Genomic DNA, 22,147 nt, shown 5'->3' on the forward strand with positions numbered 1-22,147 from the left:
GGGCATGGTTGATCGTCACGTCACCTACGGGCTCACCTTCATCGCGCTGATCCTCGCGCTCGTCGCCGGCACCGTCGCCACCTACCAGGGTGTCTTCCGCTCCACCGTCCCGCTCACCGTCTCCTCCGACCGGGCAGGGCTGACCCTGACCTCGGGCGCAGCGGTCAAGCTCCGCGGCGTCGCGATCGGCAGAGTCGGCTCCGTCCACGACGACGGCGGCGACGGGGTCTCGATCCAGCTCGACATCGACCGGGGCGAGTTCGACCAGATCTCCAGCGACACGACCGCCGAGATCGTCCCGCCGACGGCGTTCGGAGCGAAGTACATCCAGCTCAACCCCGGCGACCCGGGCACCGCGCGGATCCGAGCCGGATCGACGATCGACGCCGACCGGGTCACGGTCGAGGTCGACGAGGCGTTCGAGAACCTCACCCAGGTGCTCGACACCGCCAAGCCCGCCCAGGTCGCGGCCGCTCTCACCGCCGTCTCGCAGGCGGTGGACCAGCGCGGCGAGGACATCGGGCTCCTGATCACCCAGACCAACGGCTACCTCACCTCGTTCAACCCGTATCTGAACACGCTCACCAGCGACATCAGGTCGGGCGCGAGCGTCGCGCAGACGTACGACACCGCGCGGCCCGACCTGGTGGCCCTGGCCGACAACGCCGCGGTGACCAGCAAGACCCTGACCACCCAGCAGAAGTCGCTGCACGCCTTCGAGATGAGCCTGTACTCCTTCGACAACAGCGCGAGCAGGCTGCTGGACAGCTCGGGAAAGCGGCTGACCACCACGTTGAAGCTCACCGAGCCGGTCACCGACGTCGTGGCGAGGTACTCCCCGGAGCTACCCTGCACGATCCTCGGTCTCGCCTCGGCCAACAAGCTCGCCGAGGCCGCCGTCGGAGGCACACATCCGGGGGTCACCACGATCACCCGCATCGTCCCGGGGCGCGATCCCTACACGTACGAGCGCAACCTGCCGAAGGTCGGCGACACCAGGGGTCCGGAGTGCTACGGGCTTCCGTACGTCACCGAGGAGGAGGCGCAGGCCGCGGTGCCGACGTTCGTGACCGGAGCCAACCCCTATGCGGGCAAGCAACCCACGGTCCAGGAGAACACGCTCACCACGCTGCTCGGTCTGCTGGCCGGTGGCGCCAACGCCGCAGGAGGCAAGCAGTGACCAGCAACAGCAAGCTTCGGCGCCGGGAGCGTTCCGACCTGATCAAGTTCGGCATCTTCCTGGTCGTCGCGGCGCTGTTCACCTACTGGGTCGGGGTGGTGACGGCCGCGCACCGTCCCGGCGACCGGGTCACGTACGACGCCGTCTTCGCCAACGTGTCGGGTCTCCAGAAGGGCGACTCGGTCCGGATCGCCGGCGTGGACGTCGGGAAGGTCACGGCCCTGGCGGTCCAGCGCGACGCGACCGTGCGCGTCTCCTTCGACGTCCCGCGGGGCCAGAAGCTCAACGCCTCGACCGAGGCCACGGTGCAGTACCGGAACCTCATCGGCGACCGGATCGTCCAGCTCAGCCGACCCGACCCGGACGCGAGGCCGATCGCGGCCGGCGACACCATCCCGTTGTCCCGGACCAGGCCCGCTCTCGACCTCGACCTGCTGCTCAACGGGTTCAAACCGCTCTTCGCGGGACTCGCCCCGGCACAGATCAACGCCTTCTCGGGCGACCTGATCAAGATCCTCCAGGGGCAGAGCTCCGCGATCTCCACCCTGGTGGAGCGGGCGGCTTCGCTCACCACGACGCTCGGCAACCGCCAGGAGCTGATCGGGGAGGTGATTCGGAACCTCAACACCGTCGTCGGCACGCTCGACGACAAGCGCGAGACGATCCAGGCGCTCATCGACCAGTTCAGCAAGCTCCTCGACGGTCTCGAGCAGCAGGACACCCAGATCCTCGACGCCGCGGCCCAGACCGACCGGTTCGCGCGCCAAGCGGCGGCACTGGTCGAGGCGGGCAGGGGAGACCTCACGGCCGACCTGAGCCAGCTCACCAGGGCGGCGAAGGGCATCAACCAGGAGCAGGCCGCCCTTCAACAGGTGCTGCGGAAGCTGCCGAACCACTACACGGCGATCCAGAACGCCACCTCGTACGGCAACTACCTCAACTTCTTCCTGTGCGGGGTCCGGGTCCAGGCCGACGCCACCGTGACGACTCCATGGATCATGTCCGACGCGCAGAGGTGCAAGTGATGAGCTTCCGTACGCCCGCCCAGAACGCCGCCCGGGGCCTGATCGGCACCATGGCGATCGCGCTGGTGGTCACCGCCAGCCTCAACTACAGCGAGCTCCCGCTCGTGGGCAACGGAGACGCCATCCACGCCGCCTTCGCCGAGGCCGGGGGCCTCAAGGGCGGCGACGCCGTCATGGTCTCCGGCGCCCGGGTCGGCAAGGTTCGCGACGTACGTCTCGACGGCGACGAGGTCGTCGCCGACCTGGTCCTCACCGAGGGCAGTGTCGAGCTCGGCACCAAGACCGAGGCACGCATCATCACCGTGACCCTCCTCGGCCGCGCCGCCGTCGAGCTCGTCCCCTCAGGCGGTGGACGGCTGGGTGCCGGCGACACGATCCCGACCTCGCGGACGTCCTCGCCCTACAACCTCACCGCCACCCTGAACGAGCTGACGACGACCACGGCGGACATCGACAAGACCCAGCTCGCCGGCGCGCTCGACCAGGCCAGCACTGCGCTGAGCGGAACCCACGACGACGTCGGGCCCGCTCTGCGAGGCGTCACCGAACTCACCGCAGCCGTCGAACAGAACGACGACCAGCTCCGCGCTCTGCTCGCCCGCGCCTCGCGGGTCTCGGGGGTGCTCGCGAGCCGCAACGAGCAGATCGAGACCCTGCTCGTCTCCGGGCAGTCGCTGCTCGAGCAGCTCAATGCCCGACAGGCCGTCGTGGTCAGCCTGCTCGCCAGCGTGCAGGACCTCTCCGTGCAGCTGCGTGGCCTCGTCGACGACAACCGGGCCACGCTCGGCCCGGCACTCGACCAGCTCGACAAGGTGGTCACCCTGCTCAACCGGAACAAGGCCGCGCTGCAGGACGCCATCAGCGGGCTGCGCGGCTACGTCACCGGGATCGGGGAGGCCATCTCCACCGGACCGTGGTTCGACGCGTACATCCAGAACCTCACCTCGCCGGGCTCGCTGGCGCCGATCGTCTCAGGGGTCGTGAAGTGACCATCTCCTCCAGCCTCCTGCTGCGCCGTGTCCTGATCGGGCTCGCGCTGCTGCTCCTCGCCACGGGCGCCTACTACGCCGTCAAGGACACCCGCTCGACGGTGGTGACCGCGGTCTTCAGCAACGCCGACGGGCTCTACGAGGGCGACGACGTCAAGGTCCTCGGGGTCGCCGTCGGCCGGGTCACCGAGGTCGACCCGCAAGACGATGGCGTACATGTCGGGATCGAGGTCGAGGGCGGCCAGCGGATCCCGGCGGGCGCCCACGCCGCCATCGTCTCCCCGAGCCTGGTCAGCGGGCGGTTCGTCCAGCTCTCACCGGCCTACACCCAGGGTCCGGCGATGTCCGACGGCGCCCAGATCGAGCTGGACCGCACCGCCGTGCCGGTCTCGTTCGACGAGGTCAAGAAGCAGCTCACCGACCTCTCCACCGCGCTGGCCCCCGCCGGCTCCGGCAAGCAGCCGCTCCGATCCGCCATCGAGACCCTGGACGCCAACCTCCGCAACGGCAACGCCGAGCAGCTGCGCGAGGCGGTCGAGGGGCTCCGCAGCGCCACCGCGACCCTTTCCGACGGCCGCGCCGACATGTTCACGACCGTCTCGAACCTGAACAGCTTCACCAAGAACCTGGCGGTCAACGATGCCGCCGTGGCGGGGTTCACCGAGCAGCTCAGCGAGGTCTCCGCCGTGCTCGCGACCAACCGGCGCGAGCTCACCACGGCGATCGAGGAGCTCTCCGCGGCGCTGGCGGCGACAGGGGAGCTCACCCACGACAACCGGGCCAGGATCAAGAGCTCCGTACGCGACCTGAACCTGCTCAGTGCGGCCCTCGCGGACCGGTCCAACCAGCTCGCGGCGATCCTGCAGATGGCTCCGACGGCGCTGATCGATCTCTTCAACGTGATCGACAAGCAGGCGATCACCGGCCGGGCCTCGCTCACCGGGCTCAACGACGCCGCCCAGCTCGTCTGCGGCGCCGTGCTCGGTGCCGGCGGTACGGCGCAGCAGTGCCGCGATGCGCTGGCGCCGCTCGTCGACCTGATCAAGACCGCCCAGCAGAGCGGCCCGACTGCGGCGAGGCCGGGCGCAGCCGAGCCGGTCGACCCGAGTCGGCCGTCGACACCGACCCCGATCCCCGAGGTCGGCGAGGGCGTCGACGGCGTACAACCCCTCCTGCCCGGCCTGCTCGGCACCGACCTCGGCACCGCCCTCGGAGGCCACCGATGAAGACACGCATCTTGGCGACGATGGTCGCCCTCATGGTCGGCCTGACCGGCTGCGCCAGCCTCCAGCCGAACGACCACACGCTTCCGGGCCAGCCCGGCGTCGGCGGGGACGGCTACACCGTCACCGTCACCTTCGACGAGGTCGCGAACCTGGTGCCGAACTCCGCCGTGCAGATGGACAACGTCGTCGTCGGCACGGTCGCCGGCATCAGCGTCTCGGACTGGCAGGCAAAGGTCCGGCTCCGGCTGATGAAGTCGGCCCGAGTCCCGGCCGACGCGACCTTCGCGATCGGGCAGAAGACCCTCCTCGGCGCCCAGTACGTCGATGTCAGCGCGCCGGAGGCATCATCGACAGCGAGCAGCACCGGCAGCATCGCGGCAGCGGCGGAACGGACCGAGATGCTGCGGGACGGCGCCAGGATCCCCGTCTCCCAGACGGGCACCTATCCGGCCACCGAGCAGGTCCTCGGCGCGGTGGCGCTGCTGCTCAACAACGGTGGGCTGTCACAGATCGAGACCATCACCTCCGAGCTGGCGACCGCGTTGGACGACCGGGTCCCCGACACCCGCAACCTGGTGCGGCGCACCAACGAGCTCCTCGCCGTGCTCGATGACAACAAGGGCGAGATCGTGGGGGCGCTCGAGGCGCTCGATCGGCTCTCCGCCGGGCTCGCTCGGGACCGCACGGTCCTGGCGAACGCGATCGACGAGATCGCTCCGGGGCTGCGTACGCTCGAGGAGGAGCGGCAGAGCCTCGTCCGCGTCGTCACCCGGACCGGCGAGACCGGGGCCCAGGCGACGAAGGTCATCCGGGCCAGCCGTGCGGCTCTCCTCGCGAACCTCGACGCCCTGCGGCCGATCCTGACCAGCCTCGGCAAGGTCGGCGACTCCATCCCCGAGGCGCTCAAGCTCGGTCTGACCATCCCGTTCCCGGCGATGACCACGACCAACGCCCTCAGCGGTGACTACACCAACCTCTTCGCGACGCTCGACCTTCGCGGCTCGAGCCTCACGGACACCTGGCTCACCGGATCCGGACCGACCGGCCTGCCTCCCGCAGGCACCACCGCGTCGAAGCCCGCCCCGAGCACGCCCGACGACAGCGGCTGCCTGCTCGCGAACCTGGGAGGTTGCTGATGCTGCTGACGAGACTGGTGAAGCGGCAGCTGGGTGTCTTCGCCTGCCTGACGGCTCTCGCGCTCGGGCTGATGGTCTTCACCTACGCAAGGGTTCCGGCGATGCTGGGCATCGGGGTCTACCAGGTCACCGCCGAGTTCGAAGATGCCAGCGGGCTCTACGAGAGCGCCCTGGTCACCTATCGGGGCGTCAAGGTCGGGCAGGTGATCGACCTCGTGGTGACCCCGCGGGCAGCCGTGGCCACTCTTCGCCTCGACGACGGCACCCGGATCCCCGGCAACGTCGACGCCGAGCTCCACAGCACGTCGGCGGTCGGCGAGCAGTACGTCTCCCTGGTCTCCGGGTCCGCCACGAAGGCGACCTTGAGCGGCGGGGACGTGCTGCCGCCATCACGCACCGTCGCCATGCCCCAGATCGCGCCCGTCCTCGACGCCGTCAACCGCCTGCTCGAGTCCGTGCCGCAGCAGCAGACTCGCAACGTACTGGAGCAGGCCGACACCGGTCTCGGGTCGAGCAGCGAGGACGTCGGCCGGCTGATCGAGGACTCCAGCACGCTGATGGACACGGCCCAGCAGGAGGTCACCTCGACGACCGAGCTGATCCGCGCGCTCGAGCCGGTGCTCGCCACCCAGGACGAGATGGCGCCGCGGACCGTGTCGTCGATGTCGTCGCTGCGTGCGCTCACCAAGGAGCTCGCGGCGAACGACGCCGACCTGCGCTCGCTGCTCCGTGACGGGCGTACGGGTCTGGACAGCACCACCGCGACCGTCGACGACCTCCAGACCACGCTGCCGATGCTCCTGGACAACCTGATGGTCAACGGCGAGGTGCTCAACACCTATCTTCCGCAGCTTCAGCAGACCCTGGTCGTGTACCCCGCCACGATCGGACGACTTCAACAGACGGTCAATCCGCGGGCCAAGGAGGGCGACGTGCAGCTGGACCTACGCGCAGGCGTCAACAATCCACCATCGTGCACGGCGGGCTACCTGTCCACCGATGATCGCCGCAGCCCGTCCGAGGAGAACGTACGCAAGGCCGACCCGCTCGCGCACTGCGAGACCGCGCCCAGCGACCCGTCCTCGGTTCGGGGCGCTCGCAACCAGCCGTGTCCCAACTCCAGCGAGCGCGGCCATCTGCCCTCCTCGTGCGGGCTGGAGTTCGGCAAGGGGCGCTGGCCCGAGGGCGCCGATCCGAACGCTGCCTCGACCGCGCCGAAGGCTTCGCCGGGCGAGTCGTCCTCGAAGGGGACGACGGACGCGTCTGCTGTGGACAGCTCCTGGAAGCAGCTGTTCCTCGAGCCGGTCGGGATGTGGTGACGATGTCCAGACTCTCCACGAGGACCTTCGTGCTCCTGCTGGTGCTGGGCGTCGGGCTGCTCGTGTTCGCCGGGCAGCGCGCCTGGTCCTGGCGCGAGGACGTCACCGCCGAGCACCAGCGAGCCGAGGCCGTCTCGGCGGCGGCCACCGAGGTCACCCGACTGATCTCGGTCAGCGCAGAGGACTCGGAGACGGCCTTCGAGGCCCTTCTCGGCGGCGCGACCGCCTCCTTCCGCAACGACCTGAAGCAGCAGGCGAACGCGCTGCAGAAGGCACTGGAGGCCAACAAGGTCGACGCCGAGGGTGAGGTCGTCTCGGCCGGTGTGGCGCGCTCGACCGACGAGCAGGCGACGGTCTATGTCGCAGCGACCGGCACCGTGTCGAACTCGGGCACGAAGGCACCGCAGCAACGTGACTACCGGGTGAAGGTCGAGATGCGGAACGTCGAGGGCCGCTGGCTCGTATCCGGACTGGAGTTCATCCCGTGACCATCGAGGAGACCGAGATGGCGACCGCCCTCTCCGAAGAGACCAAGCACGACCAGGCTCTGCCGAGCTCATCCGGCCGGCTGCGCCTCAGCCTGGAGCGAAGACTGCTGCGTCGCTGGGCGATCGTGGTGCTCGTGGTCGTCGGCCTCGCCGCGGCGATCACCTTCGGCGTTCTCGCCGACCACGCCTCGGACCGTGCTCGCGACCGCGCCGACGCGCTCGCCGCGGCCAAGAGCCGGGTGCCCGTGCTCTTGAGCTACGACCGCCGCACGCTCGAGGCCGACCTCGCCCGGTCCAAGGATCAGACCACCGGACGGTTCCGCAACGACTACGCCAAGCTGCTCGACGGTCCCGTCGTCAAGGCCGCGACCCAGAAGCAGATCTCCACGAAGGCGACCATCTCCGGGGCAGGCGTCGTCGGGGCCACCGGGTCGCAGGTCACGGTCCTGGTCTTCCTCACGCAGACCACGGCGGCGCCAGGGGCCGAGCCCAGCGTCAGCGCATCGCGCGTCGAGGTGAAGATGCAGCAGGTCGGCAACGGCTGGAAGGTGGCCGGGCTCACGCCCCGCTGATCGGACAAGAACCTCGAGTGGAGGCATGGGCATGGGTGTAGACGTAAAGATCGAAGGGCTGACCAAGAGCTTTGGTAAGCAGCTCATCTGGAAGGATGTCACGCTGACGCTGCCTGCGGGCGAGATCAGTGTGATGCTGGGGCCGTCCGGCACGGGTAAGTCGGTGCTCCTGAAGACCCTGATCGGTCTGATCAAGCCCGACACGGGCTCGGTGGTCATCGAGGGTGTCGACATCGCCAGCTGTTCGGAGCGGGATCTCTACGAGGTCCGCAAGCTGTTCGGTGTGCTGTTCCAGGACGGCGCCATGTTCGGGTCGATGGATCTGTTCGACAATGTCGCGTTCCCGCTTCGTGAGCACACGAAGAAGAGCGAGTCCGAGATCCGCAACATCGTCATGGAGAAGATGGACCTGGTCGGTCTGATCGGTGCGGAGAACAAGCTTCCCGGTGAGATCTCTGGTGGTATGCGCAAGCGTGCCGGCCTGGCGCGTGCTCTGGTCCTCGACCCGGAGATCCTGCTGATCGACGAGCCCGACTCCGGTCTGGACCCGGTGCGCACCGCGTTCATCAACCAGCTCTTCATCGACCTGAACGCGCAGATCGATGCGACGTTCCTGATCGTGACCCACGACATCAACTCCACGCGTACGGTGCCGGACAACATCGGCCTGCTCTACCACAAGCACCTGGCGATGTACGGGCCCCGCGAGATGCTGCTCAGCTCCGAGGAGCCGGTGGTGCGGCAGTTCCTCAACGCCCAGACGATCGGCCCGATCGGCATGTCGGAGGAGAAGGACGCCGACGAGCTGGCTGCGGAGAAGGACATGGGCCTGCCGCCGTTGCCGCCGATCCCGATGCAGCTCGAGCCGTCCAACGGCATCCCGCGCAAGTACCAGCGCCCCCCGGGTGCCTGGTGCCGCGAGAACGGTGTCACCCCGCCGCCGGGATCGTTCCAGCCCGAGGTGGTGCTCACCGCAGCTGGCGTCGGCTGAGACGGACGGCCGGCCTGTCAACCGGGCAGGAAGTGCCTCGAGCGGTTGGCTGATGGACAAGTGGTCAACAGAGGTCTGAAGGTCCTGCGGGAAATGCCCGCGGAGGCTAAGTTCTGCCTTGCTCGCCGGCTCGGGATCGGAGGCGCCTTTTACCTGTCCGCTTCTGTGCCGGAGTCTCGTTGAATCTCGCTTGTCATCATCTGTTCGCTGCTGCCCGCCGGAGGCTGTCGCCCGGCGCTGTTCTGCCCACCTCCGTTGGTCACGGAAGGTCGAAGCGGGTGGCGATCGCAACGGTGGCGGTGGCGAGCACCGTGGGGGTGCTGTGCGGGCCGACGTCGACGGCGGAGGCGGCGGCGCTGCCCGGTCGGTTGGAGTCGGGGCGTCCGAACGTGCTGATGATCAACGTCGATGATCTGGCGGCGACCGACATCAGGTACATGCCGCACGTGCAGAGGCTGCTGGTGCAGCAGGGGACGACGTTCACCGATGCGGTGGCGCCGACGCCGTTGTGCGTGCCGGCGCGGGCGAGCCTGTTGACCGGGAAGTACGCGCACAACCACAAGAACTGGTCGATCACCGGGACGAACGGCGGCTACACCGGCTTCGCCGGGCGCCGGAACACGCTTCCGGTGTGGATGGACAAGGCCGGTTATCGGACGATGTTCCTCGGGAAGTACCTCAACGGCTACGGCAAGGGCTCGGAGCGCTACTCCGGCGGTGAGCCGGGGTGGGACGACTGGCAGGCGACGATCGATCCGTCGACATACAACCTGCTGAGTCCGAAGTTCAACAGCAACGGGACGATCCAGTCGCCGGGGCTCTACAGCTCGGTCGCTCTGCAGAACCGCAGCATCAAGATGATCAAGCGCGCCGGGACCAACGTGGGCGGCAAGAAGCCGTGGTTCATGTGGGTCAACTACGTGGCGCCCCATGCGGGCGGGCCGGTCGAGGCCAGCGACCCGAAGAAGCGCTACCCCGGTCAGCCGTCGTTGTGGCTGGAGAACACCCGGCCGATGGGTGCGGACAAGGGGCGCTTCAGCGGCCTCGAGCTGCCGAGGACGCCCGACATGTTCTACGCCGGACCGGGCCAGGTCACCGCCGGGAAGCCCTACACGACAGCCCAGAAGCGCGTCATGCGCTACGTCTACCAGCAGCGGATCGAGGCCGCGCAGTCGGTCGACCGGGCGGTCGCCCGCACGATCGCCCACCTGAAGGACAGCGGGCAGTACCGGCGTACCGTCATCATCTTCTCGGGCGACAACGGCTACACCACCGGGCACCACAACCGGCTGGGCAAGCTGTGGGAGTCCTCGCAGTCGATGCGGATCCCGCTGATCATGGTCGGGCCCGGGATCCCGAAGGGCACCAAGGTCGGCTCCGCGGTCGGCAACCCGGACATCGCGACCACGGTCGCCGCGCTCGGACGGGCGACGCCGGGGCGGACCCAGGACGGGGTCGACATCACCCGGGTGCTCGCGGCGAGCGTGAAGGCCGGCCGGACGCTCTACCGGCCGATCCCGGTAGCGGCCTGGCCGACCACGGGTGGCACGACCAGCAAGTATCGCGGCATCCGGTACGGGCGCTACACCTACGTCACCGTCACCGCGACCGGTGTGCCCGTCCTCTACGACCGCGCCATCGATCCGTACGAGACGCGCAACCTGGCCAAAGACCCGCGCTACGCCAAGGTCGTTGCCCAGCTGAAGGCACTCGACGCCAAGTACCGCGCCTGCGCGGGCAGCACGTGCCCGAAGACGTACGCAGCCACGCTGATCACCCCGAGCCCGAGCTAGCCGGGCCCACCGCGGCCGACCCCGGCGTGCCCCGCCGAGTCGCGAGCGGTCGCTTCCGGTGGGCGGGAGGGGCACCGGATTCGGCGGGCGGTCGGTGGCAGCATCGTCGCCACCCGTCTCAACCGCGCTAGGGGAGATCCTTGGACACCGAGTCCTTTGTTCTGGAGATCGTCGACATCGTCGACGAGACGGAGCACGCGAAGTCGATCCGCTTCGCCGTGCCGGCAGGTGCGGCAGAGGCGTTCGCCTACCGGCCCGGCCAGTTCCTGACGGTCGCCGTCCCGAGCGACACCACCGTCGTCGCGGCCCGCTGCTACTCGCTCTCGAGCAGTCCCCACGACGGCGGATCCCTGACGGTGACGGTGAAGCGCACGGCGGACGGGTACGCCTCGAACTGGCTCTGCGACCACCTCGAGGTCGGTGACACGCTGCGGGTGCTGCCACCCTCCGGCGTCTTCACCCCGGCCTCGTACGACCATGATCTGCTGCTCTTCGCCGCCGGCTCGGGCATCACCCCGATCATGTCGATCACGCGGGCCGCTCTGGCACAGGGCACCGGCCGGATCGTGGTCTTCTACGCCAACCGCGACCAGGACTCGGTCATCTTCGCCACCGAGCTGTCCGCACTGGCGGCCCGGCATCCCGGTCGGCTCCAGGTGGTCCACTGGCTGGAGTCGGTCCAGGGGCTGCCGACGGTCGAGCAGCTGAAGGCGTACGCCTCGGACCATCTCTCCGCCGATGCGTTCGTCTGCGGCCCGGCGCCGTTCATGAGCATGGTCACGGCCGCGCTCAAGGAGCTCGGGTTCCCGCGTGAGCGGCGGCACCAGGAGAAGTTCGTGTCGCTCGGGGGGAACCCGTTCGGGCACGTCGAGCGGGGGACCGAGCCGGAGCCTGCGCCCGCCGCCGGCGACGCCGCAGCGGCCCCGGTGAAGCTCGAGGTCGAGCTCGACGGTTGCGAGCGCATCTTCGACGACTGGGACCCGGGCACCACGCTGCTCGACTTCTTGGAGAGCAAGGGGGTGAAGGCGCCGTACTCGTGCCGTGAGGGGGAGTGCTCCGCCTGCGCGGTCCAGCTCCTCGAGGGTGATGTGAAGATGCTCCGCAACGACGTGCTCGACGAGGACGACCTCGCCGACGGCATCCGGCTCGGCTGCCAGTCGGTGCCGGTCACCGACACGGTGAAGGTCACCTACGGCTGAGAAGGAGCTCGACAGCTCAGAGGGCGTGCTTGAGGATCTTCCCGCTCGCGTTGCGCGGGAAGTCCTCCACGACCGTGAACGCCCGCGGGACCTTGAAGTTCGCCAGCCGCTCACGGCAGTACGCCCTCAGGTCGGTGTCGTCGAGCACGGCACCGGTGCGGAGCCGGAGGTGGGCGTGGCCGACGTCGCCCATCCGCCCGTCGGCGACGCCGACCACGGCGGCCTCGATGACGTCGGGGTGGCCGGTGAGCACGTTCTCGACCTCGGCGGGGTAGACGTTGAAGCCGCCGACGGTGAACATGTCCTTGATCCGGTCGGTGATCTTCAGGCAGCCGTGCTCGTCGAGCCGGCCGACGTCGCCGGTGTGCAGCCAGCCGTCGCCGTCGATGGCCTCGGCGGTCGCCTCGGGGTCCTCGAAGTAGCCGAGCATGACGTTCTCGCCGCGCAGCCAGATCTCGCCGTCCTCGCCGAGGGCCGCATCGATGCCGGCCGCGTCCACGACCCGCACCTCGATCCCGCGCACGGCGGGGCCGGTGGTGTCGGCGACGTGACGCGGGTCCTCGTGAGGACGGGACTGGGTGGCGACGAGGCACTCGGTGAGCCCGTACGCCTGGCCCACCTGGTCGAACCCGAGCACGTCGAGCATCTGCTCGAAGAGCGTCTCCGGGACGGTGGCCGCCCCGGCGATCGCGAACCGCAGCGAGGACAGGTCGAAGTCGGCGAGGCGCGGATGGTCGATCAGGGTGATGAAGATCGTCGGCGGCCCCGGGAGGACGGTGATCTGCTCACGCTCCACCAGCGCCAACAGCAGCTCGGGGTCGAAGGTGGCGACGGGGTGGATCGCGGCGCCGGCCGAGAGGGCGGCCATGATCCCCGCCTTGTAGCCGAACCCGTGGAAGAACGGGTTCACGACGGCGTACCGGTCGCGCTCGGTGAGCCCGGCGCCCTCCGCCCAGACCTGAGCGACGCCCAACGTCTGCCGATGGGCGCTCATCACGCCCTTGGGTACGCCGGTGGTGCCCGAGGTGAACAGCAGGTCGCACATCGTGTCCGGCGTCAGCGTCGCCTCCGCGGCCGCCAGCTCCCCGGCGGTGACCCGGTCGGCCCCGGCCACGAAGTCCGGCCAGCTCAGGATGCCCTCGCTCGTGCCGCCGTCGAGATCGACGATCGTGCGCAGGTGGGGGAGGTCGCTTCCGGGCACCGAGTCGCGCAGCATCGCCAGGTAGTCGTTGCCGAGGAAGCCGTTCGCGACGACGAGCGAGACCGCTCGCGACCGCTCGAGCACGACGCACGCCTCGCGGCCGCGGTAGCGCGTGTTGAGCGGTACGACGGCCGCGCCGGCCAGCTGCGCGCCCAGCATCGCGAGGACGTACTCGGACCGGTTCGGCGCCCAGATCGCCACCCGGTCGCCCGGGCGGACCCCGGCTGCGAGGTGGGCGCGCGCGGTGCGGCGTACGTCCTCGGCGAGCTCGGCGTAGGTCCAGGCGCGGTCGCCTTCGACGAGCGCCGGCCGGTCACCGAAACGGCTCGCGCCGGCGTCGATCAGCTCGGCGACGGTGCGTGGGGTGGGAGCCATCAGCCGGCGACGTTCTCGATGCCGGTGGTGTCCAGCTTCGCCACGCTGAACGCGGCGTAGGTCTGGTAGGGCGAGCGGCCCTCGAAGTAGGGCGTGAGCTGAGCATCGAGCTCGGCCACGGAGAACGTGCCGCCGGGCGCGACGAACTTGTTCTCGACCGTCGGGGCCGCCATCAGGGCCACCATGTCGCCGTAGACGACGAAGACCTGACCGCTGATCCCTGCAGAGGCGGGGGAGGCGAGGTAGCCGACGAAGGCGGCCACCCGCTCGGGGGCGAGGATGTCGAGGCGCTCGGCGTCGCCGTCCTCGGCGAAGACGTGCGAGGTCATCTCGGTGCGCGCCCGTGGGCAGATCGCGTTGGCGGTGACGCCGTAGCGCTCCAGACCGCGCGACGTCGACAGGGTCAGAGCCACGATCCCCGCCTTGGCGGCGGCATAGTTCGACTGGCCGGCGGCGCCGAAGAGGAACGCCTCGGAGGCGGTGTTGACGACCCGGCCGAAGACCGGGCCGCCGGCGGTCTTGGCGGCGGAGCGGAAGTAGACCGCGGCGGCGCGGGAGACGGCGGCGTGGCCCTTGAGGTGGACCCGGATCACGTCGTCCCACTGCTGCTCGCTCATGTTGAAGAGCATCGTGTCGCGCAGGATGCCGGCGTTGTTGACGACGACGTCGAGACTGCCGAAGGTGTCGACCGCGGCGTCGACGAGCTGCTGGCCCAGCGCCCAGCTGCTCACGTCGCCCTTGACGGCGACCGCCTTGCGGCCGAGGGCCTCGATCTCGGCGACGACCCGGTCGGCCGCGCCGCCCATGTCGTTGACGACGACGTTGGCGCCCTGGCCGGCCAGGGCCAGCGCCTCGGCCCGGCCGAGTCCGGCACCTGCTCCGGTGACCACGGCGGTCCGGCCGGTGAGGTCGGTGTTGCCCACGATTGCTCCTTCGGTCGGTCTTGGGTCGGCGCCCGTGACCCTAGGTACGCCGGCGGCCGGGTGCGAGCAGTGCTCCCGCTCACCGGGCCTGCGACCGGTGAGCGGGAGCGAGGCTCGCCCGGTGACGCGCGCGTCAGCAGGATGCGTCTGTTCGTGCTGAGACTCGAGAACGGGAACACCATGGCGTACGAGATCGACATGACAGGTCAGGTCGTGTTGGTGACAGGCGGTGCCAAGGGCGTCGGCGACGGCATCGCGCAGACCTACCTGGAGGTCGGTGCCACCGTGGAGATCTGCGGGCGCAGCACGCCCGAGACGCTGCGTGAGGTCGCCGGCCGCAGGCCCACCTTCTCGACGGTCGACGTGCGCGATCCCGGCCAGGTCGCGGCGTGGGTCGACGACGTCGCCGGCCGGCACGGGAGGATCGACGTCGCGGTCAACAACGCGGGTGGCGCGCCGTACTCCGGGTTCAGCGGCGCCTCGCCCCGCTTCCACGCCAAGGTGAACGACCTCAACTTCATGTCGGCCGTGTACGTCGCGCTGGCCGTGCACCCGCACCTGGCGAACGCCCGTGGCTCGATGGTCAACATCACCTCCATCTCGGCCAGGAGACCCAGTCCGGGCACGGCTGTCTACGGTGCCGCGAAGGCCGCCCTGGAGAGCCTGACCAGGAGCCTCGGCGTCGAGTGGGCGCCCGCGGTCCGGGTGAACGCGGTGAGCTGCGGCCTGGTCGAGACGCCGGGATCGGTCGATCACTACGGCGACGCCGAGCAGCTCGCGCGGGTCGCCGCGACCATCCCGCGAGGTGTCCTCGCCTCACCGCAGGACATCGGGCGGGCCTGCCTGTACCTCTCCTCGGACTGGGCCGGCCATGTCACCGGCGCGGTCCTCGACGTCGACGGTGGTGGGGAGTGGCCGGCCTTCCTGCAGCACACGCCCCACGGTGAGCGGGGACGTGCATGAGCGCCCTTCCCCGCGCCGGCGCGCCGGCCGGTGACTGGATCGGCTCGACCGTCGGGGAACGTACGGTGGCCTGGTCCGATCGAGACCCGATCCTCTTCGCGCTCGCCGTCGGCGCGCGCCCGGACGAGATCGATCTCGTCTTCGAGGAGCGGCTGCGGGTGCTTCCCGGCTTCGCGCTCACGCTTGCTCAGTGGGCGCCGGACGTGCTCGGCTCGGCGGGGGCCTGGGACAGGCGTACGGCACTCCACGGTGCGCAGGCGCTGACCGTGCTGAAGCCGCTGCCGGCCAGCGGCGAGATCACCATGACCGCGCGGGTGGCCGGCGTGTGGGACAAGGGCTCGGCCGCGGTCTACGACCTCGCCGTCGAGAGCGACCACTTCGTCGCCACCTGGTCGCTGTTCGCCCCCGGCCGGGGCGGGTTCGGTGGGGATCGGGGCCCCGGCCGGGCGGCGCCGCCGGTCGACGCTCCCGCATGGGACGCGGAGCTCACCACCGCGGACAACGCGGCCCTGCTCTACCGGCTGCTCGGGGACCGTCACCACATGCACGTCGACCCCGCGGCCGCGGCGGCCATCGACCAGCCGCGACCGATCCTGCACGGCTTGGCGACCCTGTCGGCCGCGACCCTCGTCGCGGCGCGCGAGAGCGGCGCCCACCCCGCCGACCTGACCCGGCTCGAGGGACGCTTCGCGGCGCCCGTGTTCCCGGGCGAGCCGCTGACCGTCCGCGGCTGGGCGGACGGTGGCCTGGACGTGGTCACCGAACGCGGGCCGGCCATCACCTCCGCGCGGGCGGTCTTCGGCTGATCCCGCTCAGCAGTAACGACACCCACCCATGCCGTCGCCGAGAACCATCATGACTGCGTGCCGCGTCCTGCGGTCATGATCGAGGAGGTTGGAGATGGGTTCCCTGGTGGGAAAGGTCGCGCTGGTGACCGGAGCGGGGCAGGGCGTCGGGCAGGGCATCGCGCTGGCGCTGGCGACCGAGGGCGCGGACGTGGCCGTCGTCGGCCGTACGGCGGCGAAGCTGGAGACGACCTGCGAGCTCCTCGTGGAGCGCGGGGTCCGCGCCGTCCCGTTCGTCGCCGACATCACCGAGACCAGCACGATCCCGGCCCTCGTCGCCCAGGTCGTCGAGGCGATGGGCGGCGTCGACATCCTGGTCAACAACGCCTACTCCGGTGCGTACGGGCCGCTGCTCACCATCGACGACGAGGCGGTCGAGCGGAGCTTCGCGTCGGGCCCGTTCGCGACCCTGGCCTTCATGAAGGCCTGCCACCCGCACTTCGTCGCCCGCGGGGGCGGCCACATCGTCAACCTGGTCACCTCCGCCATGGTCCGGTGGGACCCCACGACCTACGGCGTGTACGCCGCCGCCAAGCAGGCCGTCCGCGCGCTCACCCGCACCGCGGCCGTCGAATGGGCCCGCGACGGCATCCGCGCCAACAGCATCGCCCCGCACGCGCTCTCGCCGGGACTCAAGTGGTGGACCGAGAAGAACCCCGAGGAGGCCGAGGAGTTCGTCGCGGCCATCCCGATGGGCCGGATCGGGGACTGCGAGCTGGACATCGGTCGCGCCGTCGTCGCTCTGCTGGGCGAGGACATGCGCTACCTCACGGGCGCGACGATCCCGCTCGACGGAGGCCAGGCGTACTTCGGCTGACCGCCGGCGAAAGACTCTGCCGCCCCACTCCAGGAGTGGGGCGGCAGAGTCGATCTCGGCTCAGACCCAGCGGGCGGCGTACTTGTGGATCGAGTCGGTCACCCGCTCGACGTGGGCGTCGGTGAGGCCGTGGCTCATGCCGAGGCTCATGCCGCGCTCGAAGACCGCGTCGGCGTGGGGCAGCCCGTCGTCCGGGACCCGATGGTCGATGCCGGCCATCATCGGGTGCCGGGTCACGTTGCCGCTCCACACGGTGCGGGTGTCGATGCCGTCCGCCTCGATCGCCTCCTGCAGGTCGCCACGGGAGAACGGCGCGTCGGCGTTCACCAGCACCGGGTAGCACAGCCAGGCGGTGTCGAGCTCGGGAAGCTCGACCGGGGTGGTGAAGAGCTCCGGGTATGCACCGAACGCGGCCGTGTAGGCCGCGAAGGTCTTCGTGCGGCGCTCGTAGTTGGCGGCGAGCTTGTTCAGCTGGACGACCCCGTAGGCGGCGCCCAGCTCGGAGGGCTCGAAGTTCCACGCCAGGGTGTCGAAGATGAAGTCGTTGTCGTAGTCGACCCCGTCGAGCTGCTCGCGGAAGACCCGGCTGGTGCCGTTCCCGAACAGGTTCGGTTCCGAGCGGCGGCCCCAGCGACGCAGCAGCAGTGCCTGGTCGCGGTCGGTGACGTCGTCGGTCATCACCATGCCGCCGGTGCCGGCGCAGGTGATGATGTGGGCCATCGCGAAGCTGGTGCAGCTGTAGTCGGCTCGCGCACCCGTCGGGGTGCCGCGCAAGGTCGCGCCGAGCGCGTCGCAGGTGTCCTCGATGACCTTGAGGCCGTGCCGGTCGGCGACGTCGCGGACGACGTCCCAGTCGGGTGCGTTGCCGGCGAGGTTCGGCAGCAGGATCGCACCGGTGCGCTCGGTGACGAGCGCCTCGATCTTGGCCGCGTCGGCGTTGAATGTGGCCGGTTCGACGTCGACGAAGACCGGCACCAGGCCCGCGCGCACCAGCGGAGCCACGTCGGTCGAGAACGTGAGCGGCGAGGTGATCACCTCGCTGCCCGCGGGCAGGCCGAGCAGCTCGACGGCGACGTAGAGCGCCGAGGAGCCGGAGTTGCACATCACGCCGTACTCCTTGCCGCTCAGTGCGGCGACCCGCGTCTCCATCTCGGCGACGGACGGTCCGATCCGCAGACCTTGGTGGCCCCGGTGCAGGACGTCGAGCACGGCCTGGATCTCCTCCTCGCCGTGTGTCGCTCGGGCGTAGGTGATGCGTTCGGTCATGACGGTCTCCTCGGTGGATGGGATGTGATTCACAGGGCGCGGGCGACTCGCCAGGCCGAGTGGATGGCGCCCTGGATGTAGCCGACCTCGCCGGCGTCGCCGACGACGTGGACCTCCAGCCCGCGGGCCTGCAGGTCGTCGGCGAGGGGTGCGCCGGACTCGACATGGGACGCCACCACGACGAGGTCCGCGGCGACGGCGGCCGTCTGCTCCCCGGTCCGGTAGCGCACCTGGGTCGGGGTGATCTCGACGACCTCGGTGTCGCGATGGATCGTGACGCCGTGCTCGGAGGCCTGGCGGACGGCGGTCCACCGGCGCGGGATCGCCATCGGCAGGCCGGCCTGCGAGCCGTGCTCGAGGACGGTGACGGTCTTGCGGCGCTCGGCGAGGAACTCCGCCAGCTCCAGACCGACGAGCGTGCCGCCGATGACGACGACGTCCTTGCCGATGGGCAGCACCTTGCGGGTCAGCTCCCGGATCCGCTCCGGGTCACGGGTCAGCCCGCTCATCCGGCCGGCCTTGCCGAGCAGGCGCAGCGTACGGCTGCCGGAGTCGCCCTCGCCGGTGATCAGCCCCCGCAGGGTGTCGCCGGTGTGGACGTGGGGGAGGCCGGCGCCGGGCACGGACGGGATTCCGCGGTGGGCGCCCGTCGCCAGCACGACGGCGTCAGGAGCGAGGGCCGCGATCGTGTCGGCGTCCGCCGTCTCGCCGAGGCGTACGTCGACACCGAGCCGTTCCACCTCGTGCTCCAGCCAGGCGAGCAGCGGTCCGTTGGCAGGGGTGGTGAGCTGGGAGAACCAGGCCGAACCGCCCAGCCGGTCGCCCTTCTCGACCAGGGTGACCCGGTGTCCGCGGTCGGCGGCCACGCGGGCGGCCTCCATGCCGCCGGGCCCGCCGCCGACGACCACGACGTGGCGGCGCGCGGCGAGCGTCGGGAAGGGCAGCAGCGTCTCGTTGCCGAGGGCCGGGTTGACCGCACACACGGGGACGCCGTCCCAGAAGTTCTGCTCGACGCAGACGTAGCAGTTGATGCACGGGCGCACCGATGCCGCGCGACCCTCGCGCAGCTTGCCGACCAGCCCGGGGTCGGCCAGCAGCTGGCGACCCATCGCCACGAAGTCGGCGCCGCCGCCGGCGATCAGCTCCTCGCCGACGGCCGGGAGCACCCGGCCGACCGCGATCACCGGGATCGTGACCGCGGCCTTCACGGCACTGGCCAGGTCGGCGTAGGCGCCGACCTGGTTCGGCAGCGGGCCGTCGGTGAAGTCGCGGAACGGGTTGCGGGCCCAGCCGGTCACGTGGATCGCGTCGGCACCCGCCTCCTCGAACAGGCGGGCGGCGGCGACGGCCTCCTCGGTGGTGAGGGAGCCCTCCTCGCCGTACTCCTTGCCGGCGACGCGGACCAGGATCGCCAGGCCGTCGCCGACCGCGGCGCGGACGGCACGGATGACGTCGCAGGCGAGCCGTGCCCGGTTCTCCAGCGACCCGCCCCACCGGTCCGTACGACGGTTGTCGGCGCGGCTGAGGAAGGTGCCGAGCACGTAGCCGTGGGCGGCGTGGATCTCGAACGCGTCGGCGCCGGCCGCCTGCACCCGACGGGCGGCGTCGGCGAACTGCCCCACCAGCCAGGCGATGCCCTCCTCGGTCGCCTCACGGAAGCTCGGTGTCTTGCCCTCGGACACGGCGGTCGCCATCGCGCCGAGCTCGGTGGGGGTGTTGTCGCGCAGGGCGGACATGTCCCGCTCGCCGACCGGCATCGACGGTACGAAGAGCGGGCGCCCGTCGGCGGTGTCGACCTTCGACATCTTGCCGTGGTGGGTGGCCTGGACGCAGAGCTTGGCGCCCTCGGCGTGGACGGCGTCGGCCAGCGCGCGCAGGCCGGGGATGAACCTGTCGTGGGAGAGGCCGGGCTCCTTGCGGCTGGTCGCCCCGATCGGGTACGCGACGGCGGCCGCCGAGGTGATCACCAGGCCGGTCCCGCCGGCGGCGCGGGCGGCGTAGTGGGCGATGTCGCCGTCCTCGAGGACGCCCTCGTCGCAGAGGTTCATGTCCATCGCGGGCATCACCACGCGGTTGGCGAGGCTCATCGGGCCGATCGCCCCGGGGTTCAGCAGGTGCTTGAAGGTCGGGTTGTCTGACGAGGTCTGCACCGGGGCAGCGTGCCGCTCTTCGGGGTCACACGGCCGGGCCGCGCCCGCTGATCGGGAGGAGCCGCTCGGCCGACGCGGCGTGGACGTCACAGTGGCCGGGATCATCCCCCGAGGCAGGAGGCTCCATGGCACCCCAGTACGACGAGACCTACGACGTGGTCGTGGTCGGCTCCGGAGCCGGCGCGATGGCCGCCGCGGTCACCGCGGCGCGAAACGGCCTCAGCACGGTGGTGCTGGAGAAGTCGGCGCTCCTCGGCGGCACCTCGGCGTACTCCGGTGCCGCGGCCTGGCTGCCGGGCAACGACGCCACCCGCCGGGCCGGGTCGGCGGACTCGACCGAGTCCGGGAGGGCGTACCTGCGGGCGCTGCTCGGCGAGGACGAGCTGGACCGCCAGGAGGCGTTCCTCGAGGCCGCTCCCGCCGTGGTGGCCGAGCTGGAGGCCGAGCCGGCGATCGAGCTGGTCGCCCAGCCCTTCCCCGACTACTTCGAGGCGCCCGGGCGGGTGCCGGGCGGGCGCTCGATCGTGCCGCGCCCGCTGGCGCAGGCCGCGCTGCCGGCCGGGCTGGCCGAGCTCGTACGCCCGGTCGTCGACCGCGACCGTGCCGGTCTCGGCCACGACCCCGACCAGCCGCTGGTCGGTGGTCGGGCGCTGATCGGGCGGCTGCTGCACGCCTTCCACGACAACGGCGGGACGGTGCGGACCGGGACGCCGATGACGGAGCTGATCACGACCGGCGGCCGGGTGTGCGGCGTGGTCGTCTCGACCGAGGACGGTCCGCGGCGCATCGGCGCGAGCCGGGGAGTCCTCCTCGGCAGCGGCGGGTTCGAGCGCAACCAGGACCTGCGTACGAAGCACGCCGTCCCGGGCGCGGCCGAGTGGGCGATGGCGCCGGCGGGCACCAACACGGGCGAGCCGATCGCGGCGGCCACGGCGGTCGGCGCGACGACCGAGCTGATGCACGAGGGCTGGTGGTGCCCGGGCCTGGTCACGCCTGACGGCCAGGCCGCGTTCACGCTCGGCTTCCGCGGTGGCGTCGTCGTCGACCAGCACGGCCGGCGGTTCGCGAACGAGTCGCTGCCCTACGACCAGATGGGCCGCCGGCTCTCCGCCGAACCCGACCGCATCCCGGCCTGGTTCGTCTTCGACTCGCGCTCGGGCGGGGTCGCCCCCGCGATCACGATGCCGGCCGCGCCGGCCGAGGAGCACCTCGCCGTGGGGACCTGGGTCCGGGCCGGCTCGCTCGCCGAGCTCGCCTCGGGCACGGGCCTCCCGGAGCAGGCGCTGCGGCAGACCGTCGAGCGGTTCAACGGCTTCGCTGTGTCCGGTGCCGATGCGGACTTCGGTCGCGGTGAGGACGAGTACGACAGGTTCTTCGCGGTCGGCGACGGGCCCAACCCGGCGCTCGTCCCGCTCGACCGGCCGCCGTTCTACGCCGCGCGGATGGTGCTCGCCGATCTCGGCACCAAGGGCGGGCTGCGCACCGACGTCGATGCCCGGGTCCTGGACGCCGAGGATCGTCCCGTCGAGGGGCTCTACGCCACTGGCAACGCGAGCGCCTCGCTCTCCGGGGCGTGCTACCCCGGACCGGGCGTGCCGATCGGCACCGCGATGGCGTTCGGCTGGCGCGCGGTCCACGACATGCTGCGGCGCTGATCGAGGGCGAGCGTCCGCTGGGTGGGAGGACGCC

19 protein-coding genes are annotated in these 22,147 nt (G+C 70.8%); 15 read left to right on the forward strand and 4 right to left on the reverse strand.

What is annotated here, in order from left to right; all coding sequences use genetic code 11:
• Positions 1 to 4: 4 nt before the first annotated feature.
• From ACZ6WN_RS04220 to ACZ6WN_RS04270, 11 genes are all read left to right on the forward strand, one after another.
• Positions 5 to 1,180 carry an MCE family protein gene (locus ACZ6WN_RS04220; protein ID WP_465862890.1) on the forward strand — a complete coding sequence of 392 codons (1,176 nt, stop codon included), beginning with the start codon at positions 5 to 7 and terminating at the stop codon, positions 1,178 to 1,180.
• Entirely contained in the window at positions 1,177 to 2,205 is a 1,029-nt protein-coding gene (locus ACZ6WN_RS04225; protein WP_465862891.1) for an MCE family protein, read from the forward strand. Before ACZ6WN_RS04220 ends, ACZ6WN_RS04225 begins: the two co-directional genes overlap by 4 nt.
• On the forward strand, positions 2,205 to 3,194 hold the full coding sequence (locus tag ACZ6WN_RS04230; RefSeq protein ID WP_465862893.1) for an MCE family protein: 990 nt from the start codon (positions 2,205 to 2,207) through the stop codon (positions 3,192 to 3,194). Before ACZ6WN_RS04225 ends, ACZ6WN_RS04230 begins: the two co-directional genes overlap by 1 nt.
• Entirely contained in the window at positions 3,191 to 4,420 is a 1,230-nt protein-coding gene (locus ACZ6WN_RS04235) for an MCE family protein (RefSeq protein WP_465862895.1), read from the forward strand. The genes ACZ6WN_RS04230 and ACZ6WN_RS04235 overlap by 4 nt, the downstream gene beginning before the upstream one ends.
• Positions 4,417 to 5,556, forward strand: a complete 1,140-nt coding sequence (locus ACZ6WN_RS04240; protein WP_465862896.1) for an MCE family protein — start codon at positions 4,417 to 4,419, stop codon at positions 5,554 to 5,556. The genes ACZ6WN_RS04235 and ACZ6WN_RS04240 overlap by 4 nt, the downstream gene beginning before the upstream one ends.
• Positions 5,556 to 6,875: an MCE family protein gene (locus ACZ6WN_RS04245; RefSeq protein ID WP_465862897.1), complete on the forward strand. Its 1,320-nt coding sequence runs from the start codon at positions 5,556 to 5,558 to the stop codon at positions 6,873 to 6,875. Before ACZ6WN_RS04240 ends, ACZ6WN_RS04245 begins: the two co-directional genes overlap by 1 nt.
• Positions 6,876 to 6,877: 2 nt before the next feature.
• Positions 6,878 to 7,363 carry a hypothetical protein gene (locus ACZ6WN_RS04250; protein WP_465862898.1) on the forward strand — a complete coding sequence of 162 codons (486 nt, stop codon included), beginning with the start codon at positions 6,878 to 6,880 and terminating at the stop codon, positions 7,361 to 7,363.
• Complete coding sequence (locus tag ACZ6WN_RS04255) at positions 7,360 to 7,935, forward strand: hypothetical protein (protein WP_465862899.1); 576 nt, start codon at positions 7,360 to 7,362, stop codon at positions 7,933 to 7,935. The genes ACZ6WN_RS04250 and ACZ6WN_RS04255 overlap by 4 nt, the downstream gene beginning before the upstream one ends.
• 31 nt (positions 7,936 to 7,966) lie before the next feature.
• On the forward strand, positions 7,967 to 8,926 hold the full coding sequence (locus ACZ6WN_RS04260; RefSeq protein WP_465862901.1) for an ABC transporter ATP-binding protein: 960 nt from the start codon (positions 7,967 to 7,969) through the stop codon (positions 8,924 to 8,926).
• A 278-nt stretch (positions 8,927 to 9,204) separates the two neighbouring features.
• Complete coding sequence (locus ACZ6WN_RS04265; protein WP_465862902.1) at positions 9,205 to 10,719, forward strand: sulfatase-like hydrolase/transferase; 1,515 nt, start codon at positions 9,205 to 9,207, stop codon at positions 10,717 to 10,719.
• 140 nt (positions 10,720 to 10,859) lie between these two features.
• A complete protein-coding gene (locus tag ACZ6WN_RS04270) occupies positions 10,860 to 11,918 on the forward strand; it encodes a 2Fe-2S iron-sulfur cluster-binding protein (RefSeq protein ID WP_465862904.1) in 1,059 nt (352 codons plus the stop codon).
• Positions 11,919 to 11,934: 16 nt separating this feature from the next.
• Here ACZ6WN_RS04270 and ACZ6WN_RS04275 read toward each other — a convergent pair whose 3' ends face one another.
• Positions 11,935 to 13,494, reverse strand: a complete 1,560-nt coding sequence (locus ACZ6WN_RS04275; RefSeq protein WP_465862905.1) for an AMP-binding protein — start codon at positions 13,492 to 13,494, stop codon at positions 11,935 to 11,937.
• Positions 13,494 to 14,417, reverse strand: coding sequence for a 3-oxoacyl-ACP reductase (locus ACZ6WN_RS04280; protein WP_465862906.1), 924 nt, complete (start codon positions 14,415 to 14,417; stop codon positions 13,494 to 13,496). The genes ACZ6WN_RS04275 and ACZ6WN_RS04280 overlap by 1 nt, the downstream gene beginning before the upstream one ends.
• A gap of 153 nt (positions 14,418 to 14,570) precedes the next feature.
• Here ACZ6WN_RS04280 and ACZ6WN_RS04285 point away from each other — a divergent pair, with 153 nt between their 5' ends.
• The 3 genes from ACZ6WN_RS04285 to ACZ6WN_RS04295 all read left to right on the forward strand — a co-directional run bounded on the left by ACZ6WN_RS04285 (position 14,571) and on the right by ACZ6WN_RS04295 (position 17,042).
• Positions 14,571 to 15,380 (forward strand): SDR family oxidoreductase, encoded by an 810-nt coding sequence (locus tag ACZ6WN_RS04285; RefSeq protein WP_465862908.1) that lies wholly within the window; start codon positions 14,571 to 14,573, stop codon positions 15,378 to 15,380.
• Positions 15,377 to 16,186: a MaoC/PaaZ C-terminal domain-containing protein gene (locus ACZ6WN_RS04290; protein WP_465862909.1), complete on the forward strand. Its 810-nt coding sequence runs from the start codon at positions 15,377 to 15,379 to the stop codon at positions 16,184 to 16,186. The genes ACZ6WN_RS04285 and ACZ6WN_RS04290 overlap by 4 nt, the downstream gene beginning before the upstream one ends.
• Before the next feature lie 94 nt (positions 16,187 to 16,280).
• Positions 16,281 to 17,042, forward strand: coding sequence for an SDR family NAD(P)-dependent oxidoreductase (locus ACZ6WN_RS04295; protein ID WP_465862910.1), 762 nt, complete (start codon positions 16,281 to 16,283; stop codon positions 17,040 to 17,042).
• 60 nt (positions 17,043 to 17,102) lie between these two features.
• Here the strand turns inward: ACZ6WN_RS04295 and ACZ6WN_RS04300 are convergent, their stop codons facing one another.
• Together ACZ6WN_RS04300 and ACZ6WN_RS04305 are read right to left on the reverse strand one after the other, a co-directional pair.
• On the reverse strand, positions 17,103 to 18,308 hold the full coding sequence (locus ACZ6WN_RS04300; protein WP_465862911.1) for a DegT/DnrJ/EryC1/StrS family aminotransferase: 1,206 nt from the start codon (positions 18,306 to 18,308) through the stop codon (positions 17,103 to 17,105).
• A gap of 29 nt (positions 18,309 to 18,337) precedes the next feature.
• Entirely contained in the window at positions 18,338 to 20,458 is a 2,121-nt protein-coding gene (locus ACZ6WN_RS04305) for an oxidoreductase (RefSeq protein WP_465862912.1), read from the reverse strand.
• Between the two features lie 125 nt (positions 20,459 to 20,583).
• On the opposite strand from ACZ6WN_RS04305, the gene ACZ6WN_RS04310 reads away from it, so the two are divergent.
• Positions 20,584 to 22,113 (forward strand): FAD-dependent oxidoreductase, encoded by a 1,530-nt coding sequence (locus ACZ6WN_RS04310; RefSeq protein WP_465862913.1) that lies wholly within the window; start codon positions 20,584 to 20,586, stop codon positions 22,111 to 22,113.
• Positions 22,114 to 22,147: the final 34 nt, after the last annotated feature.

This window comes from Nocardioides sp. NPDC054178, from assembly GCF_055585005.1.